The following is an 11,693-nucleotide window of genomic DNA, read 5'->3' on the forward strand; positions in this document are numbered from 1 at the left end:
GCTGCCCGCAGGGCGGGCGTTAGCGTGGCCGGTACGCGGCGATGACGGAGGTGGAGATGGGCGAGGCGAAGTTCGTCCAGGTCGTCACGACTCTGGACGACCGGGACGCGGCGCTGTCGCTGGCCCGTTCGGCGCTCGAGGCGCGGGTCGCGGCCTGCGCGCAGCTCGGCGGCCCGATCCGCAGCGTGTACCGCTGGCAGGGCGCGGTCGAGGAGGCCGACGAGTTCATGCTCGTCTTCAAGACCACGGCCGCGGGCTATCCGGCACTGGAGCGGCACATCCTCGACCGGCACCCCTACGAGACGCCCGAGATCGTCTGCACGCCGGTGGTCGCGGGCAACCCCGCCTACCTGGACTGGGTGGCCGCCGAAACCGGGCAGTGACGCCGGTGGACGGAGCGGAGCACAATCGACGGACATGAAGGCTCTGTGCACCTGCGGCGTGCTCGCCGGTCCGCTGTTCGTCGTCGCGTTCCTGATCCAGGGCGCGGTGAAGCCGGGTGGTTACGACGCGTTGCGCCATCCGGTCAGCTCGCTGGCGCTCGGCCCGTACGGCTGGGCCCAGACCGCGGTGTTCCTGGTCTGCGGCCTGCTCACGGTCGCGTTCGCGGCCGGGCTGGTACGCCTTGCGGGGGTACGCCGGAAGATCGGCGCGGTGCTCGTCGGGCTCTGGGGGGTCGGCCTGGTCGGTGCGGGCCTGTTCGTCACGGACCCGGTCAGCGGCTACCCGGCGGGCACCCCGGACCTGCTCGTGGACCACACCACCGCGGGCATCCTGCACGACCTGTTCTCCGTGCTGGCGTTCTTCAGTCTCGCCGCGGCGACCTTCGTGTTGGCGGCCGGCTCCGGCAGCGGCTGGGCGGCGTACTCGGTGCTGTCCGGGTTGGCCTTCCTCGGCTTCTTCTTCCTGTCCGGGGTCGGTTTCCAGCAGGATCCGGGCCTGGTGGACACGGCCGGGCTGTGGCAGCGCCTGTCCCTGCTGACCGGCTGGACCTGGCTGACCCTGCTCGCCCGACGGGCCAGAACCCGCACCGCGGTGTCCTGACCTTGCCCAATGGCATCCACGGATGCCCCGCACCTGGCCCTCGCCGAGGAAGCGGTGCGGCTGATCAACGCGACGGTCCCGCGGCGCGAGCTGCTGCACCGCCTGACGGAGGGCCTGTCCGTCGTCCACCGGGTCCGATCCGGTCGGTGACGGGCGAAAACCGACTCGCGGGCATAGTTCGCCGATAGGCTCTGAGCTGTGCATACGGGTGGCAGCGGCGACGGTTACACGCCGGACCCGCGCCGCTGGCGCGCTCTGAGCGTGTGCCTGGTGGGCGGGTTCATGGCGCTGCTCGACGTGAGCATCGTCAACGTGGCGCTGCCGTCGATCCGCGAGGGACTGCACGCCTCCGACAGCGCGCTGCAGTGGGTGGTCTCCGGATACGCCCTGGCCTTCGGTCTGCTGCTGGTGCCCGCGGGCCGGTTCGGTGACATGAAGGGGCGGCGCAACGCGTTCGTGGCCGGGGTCGCGCTGTTCACGCTGGCCAGTGCCGCGGCCGGGCTGGCCCAGGGCGCGTTGTGGCTGGTGGTCGCGCGCATCGTGCAGGGTGCGGCGGGCGGCATCATCAACCCGCAGATCAGCGGGCTCATCCAGCAGCTGTTCCGGGGCGCGGAGCGGGGTCGCGCGTTCGGCCTGCTCGGTGCGACCGTCGGCATCTCCACCGCGATCGGCCCGCTGCTCGGCGGTCTGCTGATCCAGGCCGCGGGGGTGGCCGAGGGCTGGCGCTGGGTGTTCTACGTCAACGTGCCGGTCGGGGCGCTGGCGATCGGACTGGCGTACCGCTTCATCCCGAAGTTCTGCGACGACCAGCGGCGCAAGGAGAGCTTCGACCCGGTCGGGGTCGTGCTGCTGGCCGCGGGTGTGGTGCTGGTGCTGCTGCCGCTGATCCAGGAGGAGGTCTGGGTCGGGCAGGGCAAGTGGCTGCTGCTGGTGGCCGGGGTGGCGGTGCTGGGCGGGTTCGTCGCGTGGGAGCGCCGGTACACGCGCCACGGGCATCCGATGGTCGACCTGGGGTTGTTCCGCCGCCGGTCGTACGCCCTCGGCGCGCTGCTGGGGCTGGCCTACTTCGCCGGGTTCACCGCGATCTTCTTCATCTTCACCCTCTACCTGCAGCAGGGCCTGCACTACACGGCGCTGCAGGCGGGTGTCGCGACGGTGCCGTTCGCGCTCGGCTCGGCGGTCTCGGCGAGCCTCGGCGGCCGGGTGGTGACCAGGGTCGGCCGCGCCCTGATCGCGATCGGGCTCGGGCTGGTCGCGATCGGCCTGGTGGGTGTCGAGATCGCCGTCGAGCTGGTGCCGGGCCGCCACGACGGCTGGGCCACCGCGCTGCCGCTGCTGATCGCCGGCATCGGCAGCGGGCTGGTGATCGCGCCGAACCAGACGCTGACGCTGGCCGAGGTGCCGGTCGTGGGCGCGGGCAGCGCCGGGGGAGTGCTGCAGACAGGCCAGCGCATCGGCGCGGCGGTGGGCATCGCCGTGGTCGGCGCGGTCTTCTTCGCCACGGTCGCCGCGACCGGCGGGGACTTCGCCCTCGCGTTCCGGCACGGGCTGTGGGTGACCATCGGTTTCGTGCTGATCTCGCTGGTCATCGCGCTGATCGACGTACGCGCGAGTCGGCGGGCCGCGGGCCGGGAGCCGGCGTCACCCGGTGTCGCCACAGGCTCGCCGCCGGACGGAGCCCGCGCGGGGGGCGTGGACCGGTCGCGCCAGGAACCGGCGTTGGACCAGCCGACCCTGTTCGACGCCTGACCAGCCCTCGTCAGCCGAGCCGCCCGCGCGGATCGTCCCGTGCTCCGCGTCGCCCCGATGGCTTTCGCCGGTCGGGGCGACGCGAGACAGGTGGCGGACCCGGGGTGCTCCGGTCAGCGGTTGACGTACGTCGCGAGGTGCTGGCCGGTGAGGGTGGAGCGGGCGGCGACGAGGTCGGCGGGGGTGCCCTCGAACACGACCAGTCCGCCGTCGTGGCCGGCGCCGGGACCGAGGTCGATGATCCAGTCGGCGTGCGCCATGACCGCCTGGTGGTGCTCGATGACGATGACCGACTTGCCGGAGTCGACCAGCCGGTCCAGCAGGGCGAGCAGGTGCTCCACGTCGGCCAGGTGCAGACCGGTGGTGGGCTCGTCGAGGACGTAGACGCCGCCCTTCTCGGACATGTGCGTGGCCAGCTTGAGCCGCTGCCGCTCGCCGCCGGACAGCGTGGTGAGCGGCTGGCCGAGGCTGAGGTAGCCGAGGCCGACGTCGGCGAGGCGGTCGAGGATGGCGTGCGCGGCCGGCGTGCGGGCCTCGCCCGAGCCGAAGAACTCCTCGGCCTCGGTCACCGACATGGCCAGGACCTCGCTGATGTCGCGCCCGCCGAAGCGGTACTCCAGCACCGAGGCCATGAACCGCTTGCCTTCGCACTCCTCGCAGACGGTGGCCACGCCGGCCATCATCGCCAGGTCGGTGTAGATGACGCCGGCGCCGTTGCAGGTGGGGCAGGCGCCCTCGGAGTTGGCGCTGAACAGTGCGGGCTTGACGCCGTTGGCCTTCGCGAACGCCTTGCGGATCGGCTCGAGCAGCCCGGTGTAGGTCGCCGGGTTGCTGCGCCGCGAGCCGCGGATCGCGCCCTGGTCGATCGAGATCACGCCCTCGTCGTCGGGGATCGACCCGTGCACGAGTGAGCTCTTGCCGGAGCCGGCGACGCCGGTGATGACGGTCAGCACCCCGAGCGGGATGTCGACGTCGACGTCGCGCAGGTTGTTCGCCTTCGCGCCGCGGACGGCGAGGCTGCCGGTGGCGGTGCGCACCTTCTCCTTGAGGGTGGCCCGGTCGTCGAGGTGGCGGCCGGTGAGGGTGCCGCTGGTCCGCAGCTGCTCGACGGTGCCTTCGAAGCAGACGGTGCCGCCGCCCGTGCCGGCGCCGGGGCCGAGGTCGACGACATGGTCGGCGATCGCGATCGCCTCGGGCTTGTGCTCCACGACGAGCACCGTGTTGCCCTTGTCGCGCAGCCGCAGCAGCAGGCCGTTCATCCGCTGGATGTCGTGGGGGTGCAGGCCGATGGTGGGCTCGTCGAAGACGTACGTGACGTCGGTGAGCGAGGAGCCGAGGTGGCGGATCATCTTGGTGCGCTGGGCCTCGCCGCCCGACAGCGTGCCCGCGGGCCGGTCGAGGGACAGGTAGCCGAGCCCGATCTCGACGAACGAGTCGAGGGTGTGCTGCAGTTTGGCCAGCAGCGGGGCGACCGACGGCTCGTTCAGGCCGCGGACCCAGGCGGCCAGGTCGCTGATCTGCATCGCGCAGGCGTCGGCGATGTTGACCTTGCCGATCTTCGACGAGCGCGCCGCCGCGCTCAGCCGGGTGCCCTCGCAGTCGGGGCAGGTGCCGAAGGTGATGACCCGTTCCACGAAGGCGCGGATGTGCGGCTGCATCGCCTCGACGTCCTTGGCCAGCATCGACTTCTGGATCTTGGGGATCAGGCCCTCGTACGTCAGGTTGATGCCCTCGACCTTGATCTTGGTCGGCTCCTTGTGGAGCAGGTCGTGCAGTTCCCGCTTGGTGTACTTGCGGATGGGCTTGTCCATGTCGAAGAAGCCGGAGCCGCTGAAGATGCGGCCGAACCAGCCCTCCATGCTGTAGCCGGGGATGGTCAGCGCGCCCTCGTTGAGCGACTTGCTGTCGTCGTACATCGCCGACAGGTCGAAGTCGCTCACCCGGCCCATGCCCTCGCAGCGCGGGCACATGCCACCGGTGATGCTGAAGCTGCGCTTCTCCTTGGTGGTGGTGCCGCCCTTCTCGATGGTGACCGCGCCCGCGCCGCTGATCGAGGCGACGTTGAACGAGTACGCCTGCGGCGAGCCGATGTGCGGCTTGCCGAGCCGGCTGAACAGGATGCGCAGCATCGCGTTGGCGTCGGTGGCGGTGCCGACGGTGGAGCGGGCGTTGGCGCCCATCCGCTCCTGGTCGACGATGATCGCGGTGGTCAGCCCGTCGAGCACGTCGACGTCGGGCCGGGCCAGCGTCGGCATGAAGCCCTGCACGAAGGCGCTGTAGGTCTCGTTGATCATCCGCTGCGACTCGGCCGCGATCGTGCCGAAGACGAGCGAGCTCTTGCCCGAGCCGGACACGCCGGTGAACACCGTGAGCCGGCGCTTGGGGAGCTCGACGCTGACGTCCTTGAGGTTGTTCACGCGCGCGCCGTGTACGCGGATCAGGTCGTGGCTGTCGGCGGCGTGCACCTCAGGCGACTGCTGGTCCGTCCTCGTGGCCTTGCTCATCGTGTCTCCATCTGTCGGCGGGGTCGGCGTTCGGCGCAGCAACCACGGTAGCCACGGGGCTTCGGGGCGTGGAACCCCTGTGGCCTCGGACACGCTGGGTGACCGGCCGAGGCGTCAGGCCGGTCACTCGTGCGGTCGCCGCTCACTTGTCCTGGAGGAGTCCGAGGACGTTGCCGTCGGGGTCGGTGAAGGTGGCCACCAGGCGGCCGCCGCCGACGTCGTGCGCGGGCTCCTTGACCTTGGCGCCCGCGGCGGTCACCTCGGCCAGCTTCGCCTCGATGTCCGGCACGTGCCAGTAGGCCACCGGCGAGGTCATGCCCTGCGGCCCGCCGCCGGGCACCAGCCCGATGTGCTGGCCGGCGGCCTCGAAGCCGACGTAGTAGGCCGAGTCGGCCTGCGGTTGCACGCCGAGCAGCGCGGTGTACACGGCTTTCGCCGCGTCGAGGTCGGACACGGGGTGCAGCACGGTCAGGATGCCCGCGGTCGAAGAGTCGGTCATGTTTCACTCCCAGGTCGTGGTGGTGATGTCCGTCGCCGTCACTCTAGGTGACCGGCTTGGCCGGGGGCTTCTCCATTCCTGACCGGTCTGCGGCCGGTTTCCGGCCGGTCTCCCGCCCGGCCGTCAGAAGTCGCCGAACCCGGAGTCGAACCCGCCCGAGTCGTAGCCACCGGGGTCGTAACCGCCCGCTTCGTAGCCGCCGGACTCCGGGCCCTGACCCTGCCCGGCGTAACCGGGGTCGGCGTAGGTGTCGGCGGTGCCCGGGTCCTGGGCGTCCGCGGTGCCGGCGTCCTGGGCGTCGGCTGCCGCCGCGTCGGGGGCGACGTCCGGGGTGAGCGCGTCGTGGATCATGTCGCCGATGACCATGCCACCGAGGAAGCCCAGCGCGGCGCCGCCCAGTCCGGCGCCGATCAGCGTGCCGGTGCCGCGGTAGCCGCCGTACCGGTAACCGCCGCCGCCCTGTGCCGGGTAGGCGTACGGCTGGCGAGGCTGTCCCGGCGCGGCCGGTCCGGCCTGCACCGGCGGCCGCATGAACGAGCCCGGGTCCTGGTCCGGCAGGGCCGCGACGCGGTCCAGGGCGCGGCGCACCCAGCCGTCGACCAGCTCGATCCACTGGACCGGCTGTGCGACCAGCGCCCGGAACTGCTCCTCGCTCACCCGGTGCACGTCGCCGGGGCCCGCCCGGCCCGCGACCCCGGCCGCCACGGTGAGCCCCTGCGGGTCCGCGGCAAGGGTGAACACCAGCTGCGGGATGTGCGGGCCGACCGGCTGACCCTGCGGGACCGGGGCGTAGAAGGTGATCGCCTGGGTCACCGGCGAGCCCGGCCGCAGCTCGCTGCGCGCGAAGCGGCTGCCGATGGTGCCGAGCGCGTCCAGCACGTACTGGGCGATCTCGGTCGGCTCGACGCCGAGCGGGTCGAAGTCGGTCTTCGCCGAGCCCTGGGCGACGGTCACCTCGGTGCGCACCCCGACGGTCACCCCGGGCATCGGGTGGCCGTAGACCAGCGTGACGGGGGTCGCGTACGGCGTGGCCAGGTGGAATCCGACGGCGTGGCCGGTGCCCCCGGTCAGCGCCAGCCGGTCGGCCACCGGGTAGCGGCCCAGCTCGACCTCGCCGCCGCCGGCGTTCGCGACCAGCAGCAGCTGCACCGAGGTGATCTCCACATCGCCCTTGGCGTGCAGGCGCACCTGCCCGGAGAACGCGCCGCCCGGTCGGGCCGCCGGGGTGGACAGCACGGTGTCGACGTCGACGCCGCCGAACCCCAGGCTGCTGAGAATGCGCCGCAGGACCATGCCTCCATCATGCCGCCGCCCCGTCCCCAAGATCTGCGAACCTGCCTGGCACCTGTGCGTATCTTGGCCGCGCTTTCGCACAGGTGCCAGGCAAGTCGGTCGATCTTGGAGGAGGGGCGGGGCGGTCCGTCAGGCGGGGGTGAGGCGGCGGTCGTGGGGCATCTGCCAGCCTTCGGCGAGCCGGGAAGGGTGCACGTTGTCGCCGCCGCCGAAGAACTCGCAGAACTTCATGATCAGCGGGTCCCAGGCGACCGGGTCGACGTAGTGGGTGCCGGGGATGATCAGGTCCTGCTCGACGTGGGCGCGGCGCACCTCGGCGACGTACGCGGTGGCGAACGGCTTCGGGTCGCCGATCGGGAACGCACCGCTGATCTCGCATTCCAGCTGGATCGGGCACTGCGCCACCCGGTCCGGCGCGACCAGCTCCGACGGCTGCGGGCTCAGCCCAGCGGCCGCGAACTTGTCGGGCACGTGCCGGTAGCCCATGGCGAGCTTGCCCGGCGACGGCTGCGGCGAGCCGGTGGTCAGCGCCAACCGGTCCACCGCGTCGACCAGCGTCGACGGCACCAGGTTGAGCACGCACTCGCCCTCGCGGCGCAGGTTGGCGGCCGTCTGCGCGCTGTCGCCCAGGCCGAGCACGCAGGAGCTGCCCAGCCACCAGGCCGACGACATCGGGGCGAGGTTGGTCGTGCCGTCCGGGTTGCGCGAGCTGATGATCACTACGGGGGTGCCGAAGTACAGCACCTTGAGGTCGAGGGTCTGGTGCACTGCCGCCGTCCTTGCGTCGCGTCCGTGCCCCGCGGTGCCGGGGCCGATGCCGAGCCTGCCGGGACGGCGGCCGCCACGCTGGCGGGGAACGGACGCGGCATCAGGTCAGCGGCGCACCTGCAGGGTCGACAGCAGCTCGGCGGTCGCGGCGACGACCGCGGCCACCGCCTTGTCGAAGGCCTCGGCGTTGTGCGCGGCCGGGGCGCGGAAACCGGAGATCTTGCGGACGTACTGCAGCGCGGCGGCCTGCACGTCCTCCTCGGTGACGATCTCCTGGAACGGCGGGCGAAGGGTCTTGATACTGCGGCACATGGTTGCCATTGTGCTCGCTGGGCATCATTGACGGGTGTCCACTGCCGTGCCGATGACCGAGAGCCGACCCGCCGCCGTACGCGTGCTGGCCGTCCTGCTCGCCATGACCGCCCTGGCCACGGCTTCGGTCGAGTGGCTGAACTGGTACTACGCCACCGACGGCGGCTACCCGCTGTTCGTGCGCACCGCCTGGGCGCTGCTGCGCTCGCTGTTGTTCCTGGTGCTGATCTTCCACCTGTGGCGGGGCCGGCACGGCGCCGCGCCGTTCGGGCTGATCCTGGCGGTGACGACGCTGTTCGCGCTGGCCCGGCTGGTCGTGCCGAAGCAGGGCGCACCGGCCGTGCCCGGGATCATCGGGTTCGGCGTGGTGGCGGTGCTGTGCCTGATCGTGGTGCTGCTGCTGTATCGGTCGGCGAGCGTGCAGGAGTTCCTGAGCCGGCCGAAGCTGCGCTGGTGGATCAGCCGGGACGGGCTGACCCGCAAGCCGATGCCGAGCCGTCCGCAGGTGCCCGGCTGGGTGCTGACCACCCGGGTGGCTGTGTTCAGTTACAGCGCGCTGATGCTGGTCGCCTGCGTGGTCGCGGCGGGGCGGCTGCTCGACGGTGACGTCACCCTGCTGCCGCTGATCGTGGGCTGGTTCGTGTTCGCGCTGATGGTCAGCTACGTGGCGCTGTTCTTGAGCATCTTCCTGGTCAAGGGCAAGAGGTGGGCCCGGCTGCAGCTGGTGCTGCTGACATTGCTGGTACTGCTGGTGCACCTACCGCTGTGCCGGCTGCTGCTCGGGGTGGACGGGCTGGTCCGAGACGGCGGCCCGCTGCTGGTGGCGGCGCTGCTCGCGCTGTGGGGCCTGTGGCGAGCGGGTCGCAACGGCCACTTCGTCCCCGCGGCCCAACGCTCCACCGCCCAGCCCGACCCGGCCGCGACGCACCCCACTCAGTAATAGACGTTGGCCTATCTGGATGAGAATTTGTAGATCGAACTCAGCCGGATAGGCCAACGTCTGTGAAAAGCGGAGCGCGGGGGCGGCCGGGCCGAGCGAGCGGGTGCAGGGGACCGGGTCAGGTGGTGGTGCGGAAGGTGCGGCGGTACGCGAGCGGGGCGGTGCCGACCGTGGCGCGCAGGTGCTGGCGCAGCGAGACGGCGGTGCCGAAGCCGGCCTGGTCGGCGACCTGGTCGATGGCGAGGTCGGTGCTCTCCAGCAGGTGGCGGGCGTGCTCGATGCGCTGGCGGGTGAGCCACCGGCCCGGTGACAGCCCGGTCTCCTCCCGGAACCGCCGGGTGAACGTGCGTACGCTCATGCGCGCGTGGCGGGCCAGTTGGTCCAGGTCGAGGGGTTCGCCGAGGCGGGTCAGCACCCATTCGCGGGTCGCCGCGGTGGAGGCGTCGCCGGGGGCGGGCAGCGGGCGTTCGATGAACTGGGACTGGCCGCCGTCGCGCCAGGGGGCCACGACGCAGCGGCGGGCGGCCCGGTTGGCGACCTCGCTGCCGTGGTCGCGGCGGATCACGTGCAGGCACAGGTCGAGCCCGGCGGCGACCCCGGCCGAGGTGAGCACCTGCCCGTCGTCGATGAACAGCACGTCGGCGTCGAGTGCGACCTGCGGGAACCTGCCGCGGAAGTCTTCGGCGTAGGCCCAGTGGGTGGCGGCGGGGCGCTCGTCGAGCAGACCGGCGGCGGCCAGCACGTACGCTCCGGTGCAGATGGACATGATCCGTTTGCCGGCGGCGTGGGCGGTGCGGAGGGCGGCCACGGCCGCGACGGTGGTGGGGGCGGCCAGGCGCTCGCGGTGGATGCCGGGCACGATCACGGTGTCGGCCCAGTCGAGCAGGTCGAGGCTGTGGTCGGGCTGCACGGAGAAGCCGGCGCTGGCGCGGATCGGGCCGCCGTCGGCGGTGCAGACGCGGATCTCGTAGAGCCGGTGGCCGGCGCTGTCGGTGGCGCAGCCGAACACCTGGCTCGGGATGCCGAGGTCGAGTGCCATGACTCCGTCGAGGGCAAGCACGGCGACACGGTGGCGAGCGGTCATGGCCGAATTCTTTCACATAGTGGCGGTCAGGCCACTGTTTGTCGGTGCATGAATTCCGGACCATGGACGACGTGACGTTGCTGGAAAACAGGGTGAAGCGGACGAGAAGCCAGAATCTCGCCTGGGCGGTGGCCGCCGTGGCGCTGGTGTCCATCGTGGGAGCGGCCGGGTTCCGGGCGACGCCCGGTGTGCTCATCGAGCCGCTGGAGCAGGCGTTCGGCTGGTCGCGCGGCACCATCTCGGCCGCCGTGTCGATCAACCTCGTGCTGTACGGGCTGACCTCGCCCTTCGCCGCGGCGCTGATGGAGCGCTTCGGCATGCGCCGGGTGGTGGCCGGGGCGCTGCTGCTGGTCGCCGCGGGCAGCGGGCTGACCGTGTTCATGACCGCGAGCTGGCAGCTGATGCTGCTGTGGGGCGTGCTGGTGGGCCTTGGCACCGGCTCGATGGCGCTGGCGTTCGTGGCCACGTTCACCAACCGCTGGTTCGTCAAGCACCGGGGCCTGGTGACGGGCGTGCTGACCGCCGGTGGTGCGGCGGGGCAACTGGTGTTCCTGCCGCTGCTGGCGAGCCTGGTGCAGGCCTACGACTGGCGGGTGGCGGCGCTGACCGTGGCCGGGTCGGCGCTGCTGGTGGTGCCGCTGGTGCTCTGGCTGCTCCGCGACGACCCGTCCGACCTGGGCATCACCGCGTACGGCGCCTCCGCTAGTGACTCGTCCCGGCAGCCCGCCTGGACGGCGGGCAGCCGCGGACTCCCCACCAGCGGCCCGGACGCACCTGCGGCCGCGGCGCCGGCGAGCACGGGTGCGGCCCGCCGGGCCCTGGGGGCGTTGCGCGACGCCGCGAAGACCCGGACGTTCTGGCTGCTGGCGGGCGGGTTCGCGATCTGCGGTGCGACCACCAACGGCCTGGTGGGCACGCACTTCATCCCGGCCGCGCACGACCACGGCATGCCGACCACCACCGCGGCGAGCCTGCTGGCGCTGGTCGGCGTCTTCGACATCGTCGGCACCATCGCGTCGGGCTGGCTCACCGACCGCTTCGATCCGCGCTGGCTGCTGGGCGTCTACTACGCGCTGCGCGGGCTGTCGCTGATGCTGCTGCCGGAGCTGTTCGCCGCCGACCCGCACCCGAGCATGCTGGTCTTCATCCTGTTCTACGGGCTGGACTGGGTGGCCACGGTGCCGCCGACGATCGCGCTGTGCCGGCAGCACTTCGGGGCTTCGGCGGCGATCGTGTTCGGCTGGGTGTTCGCCTCGCACCAGTTCGGCGCGGCGGGCATCGCGCTGGTCGCCGGTCTGGTCCGGGACAGCAGCGGCTCGTACGCCGCGGCGTTCTACGGTGCCGGACTGCTGTCACTGGCTGCGACCGCGATGTCCCTGGCCATCACCCGTCCGGGCGTGTTGCGGCGCTGGCGTTTGGCTGCATGATCGCGGTTTGACCTGTCCCGATCTGGATCTTGTCTGGGTCGGGGCAGGCATGAAAACCGGTTACTCCGGGTAT

12 protein-coding genes are annotated in these 11,693 nt (G+C 71.8%); 6 read left to right on the forward strand and 6 right to left on the reverse strand.

What is annotated here, in order from left to right; translation table 11 throughout:
- Nucleotides 1-41 precede the first annotated feature (41 nt).
- The 4 genes from cutA to F9C41_RS34800 are packed head-to-tail and all read left to right on the forward strand — an operon-like array spanning nt 42 to nt 2,793.
- Nucleotides 42-383 carry a divalent-cation tolerance protein CutA gene (gene cutA, locus F9C41_RS34785; protein ID WP_230690228.1) on the forward strand — a complete coding sequence of 114 codons (342 nt, stop codon included), beginning with the start codon at nt 42-44 and terminating at the stop codon, nt 381-383.
- Nucleotides 384-417: 34 nt separating this feature from the next.
- Nucleotides 418-1,044, forward strand: coding sequence for a DUF998 domain-containing protein (locus F9C41_RS34790; protein ID WP_155391090.1), 627 nt, complete (start codon nt 418-420; stop codon nt 1,042-1,044).
- A gap of 9 nt (nt 1,045-1,053) precedes the next feature.
- Nucleotides 1,054-1,194, forward strand: coding sequence for a hypothetical protein (locus F9C41_RS34795; protein ID WP_155391091.1), 141 nt, complete (start codon nt 1,054-1,056; stop codon nt 1,192-1,194).
- A 48-nt stretch (nt 1,195-1,242) separates the two neighbouring features.
- Nucleotides 1,243-2,793, forward strand: coding sequence for an MFS transporter (locus F9C41_RS34800; protein WP_269059017.1), 1,551 nt, complete (start codon nt 1,243-1,245; stop codon nt 2,791-2,793).
- Nucleotides 2,794-2,906: 113 nt separating this feature from the next.
- Here F9C41_RS34800 and F9C41_RS34805 read toward each other — a convergent pair whose 3' ends face one another.
- From F9C41_RS34805 to F9C41_RS34825, 5 genes are all read right to left on the reverse strand, one after another.
- Nucleotides 2,907-5,297, reverse strand: coding sequence for an ATP-binding cassette domain-containing protein (locus tag F9C41_RS34805; RefSeq protein WP_155391092.1), 2,391 nt, complete (start codon nt 5,295-5,297; stop codon nt 2,907-2,909).
- A gap of 142 nt (nt 5,298-5,439) precedes the next feature.
- Nucleotides 5,440-5,796, reverse strand: a complete 357-nt coding sequence (locus F9C41_RS34810) for a VOC family protein (RefSeq protein ID WP_155391093.1) — start codon at nt 5,794-5,796, stop codon at nt 5,440-5,442.
- A gap of 123 nt (nt 5,797-5,919) precedes the next feature.
- Entirely contained in the window at nt 5,920-7,089 is a 1,170-nt protein-coding gene (locus F9C41_RS34815; protein WP_155391094.1) for a sporulation protein, read from the reverse strand.
- A gap of 129 nt (nt 7,090-7,218) precedes the next feature.
- Nucleotides 7,219-7,857 carry a flavin reductase family protein gene (locus F9C41_RS34820; protein WP_155391095.1) on the reverse strand — a complete coding sequence of 213 codons (639 nt, stop codon included), beginning with the start codon at nt 7,855-7,857 and terminating at the stop codon, nt 7,219-7,221.
- Nucleotides 7,858-7,962: 105 nt separating this feature from the next.
- Nucleotides 7,963-8,169: a DUF2277 domain-containing protein gene (locus F9C41_RS34825; RefSeq protein WP_155391096.1), complete on the reverse strand. Its 207-nt coding sequence runs from the start codon at nt 8,167-8,169 to the stop codon at nt 7,963-7,965.
- 34 nt (nt 8,170-8,203) lie between these two features.
- Here F9C41_RS34825 and F9C41_RS34830 point away from each other — a divergent pair, with 34 nt between their 5' ends.
- Nucleotides 8,204-9,109: a hypothetical protein gene (locus tag F9C41_RS34830; protein ID WP_230690229.1), complete on the forward strand. Its 906-nt coding sequence runs from the start codon at nt 8,204-8,206 to the stop codon at nt 9,107-9,109.
- Nucleotides 9,110-9,227: 118 nt separating this feature from the next.
- Here F9C41_RS34830 and F9C41_RS34835 read toward each other — a convergent pair whose 3' ends face one another.
- Nucleotides 9,228-10,193, reverse strand: a complete 966-nt coding sequence (locus F9C41_RS34835; protein WP_155391097.1) for a GlxA family transcriptional regulator — start codon at nt 10,191-10,193, stop codon at nt 9,228-9,230.
- A 77-nt stretch (nt 10,194-10,270) separates the two neighbouring features.
- On the opposite strand from F9C41_RS34835, the gene F9C41_RS34840 reads away from it, so the two are divergent.
- Nucleotides 10,271-11,620, forward strand: coding sequence for an MFS transporter (locus tag F9C41_RS34840; protein WP_230690246.1), 1,350 nt, complete (start codon nt 10,271-10,273; stop codon nt 11,618-11,620).
- The last annotated feature ends 73 nt before the right edge of the window (nt 11,621-11,693 follow it).

The organism is Catellatospora paridis (assembly GCF_009720365.1).
Taxonomy (GTDB): Bacteria; Actinomycetota; Actinomycetes; order Mycobacteriales; family Micromonosporaceae; genus Catellatospora; species Catellatospora paridis.

Bases quoted from the DNA above. Each gene is read 5' to 3' on its own strand.
- F9C41_RS34810 (WP_155391093.1), bottom strand. From the start codon at position 5,796: ATGACCGACTCTTCGACCGCGGGCATCCTGACCGTGCTGCACCCCGTG.
- F9C41_RS34835 (WP_155391097.1), bottom strand. From the start codon at position 10,193: ATGACCGCTCGCCACCGTGTCGCCGTGCTTGCCCTCGACGGAGTCATG.
- cutA (WP_230690228.1), top strand. From the start codon at position 42: ATGACGGAGGTGGAGATGGGCGAGGCGAAGTTCGTCCAGGTCGTCACG.
- F9C41_RS34825 (WP_155391096.1), bottom strand. From the start codon at position 8,169: ATGTGCCGCAGTATCAAGACCCTTCGCCCGCCGTTCCAGGAGATCGTC.
- F9C41_RS34805 (WP_155391092.1), bottom strand. From the start codon at position 5,297: ATGAGCAAGGCCACGAGGACGGACCAGCAGTCGCCTGAGGTGCACGCC.
- F9C41_RS34815 (WP_155391094.1), bottom strand. From the start codon at position 7,089: ATGGTCCTGCGGCGCATTCTCAGCAGCCTGGGGTTCGGCGGCGTCGAC.
- F9C41_RS34795 (WP_155391091.1), top strand. From the start codon at position 1,054: ATGGCATCCACGGATGCCCCGCACCTGGCCCTCGCCGAGGAAGCGGTG.
- F9C41_RS34790 (WP_155391090.1), top strand. From the start codon at position 418: ATGAAGGCTCTGTGCACCTGCGGCGTGCTCGCCGGTCCGCTGTTCGTC.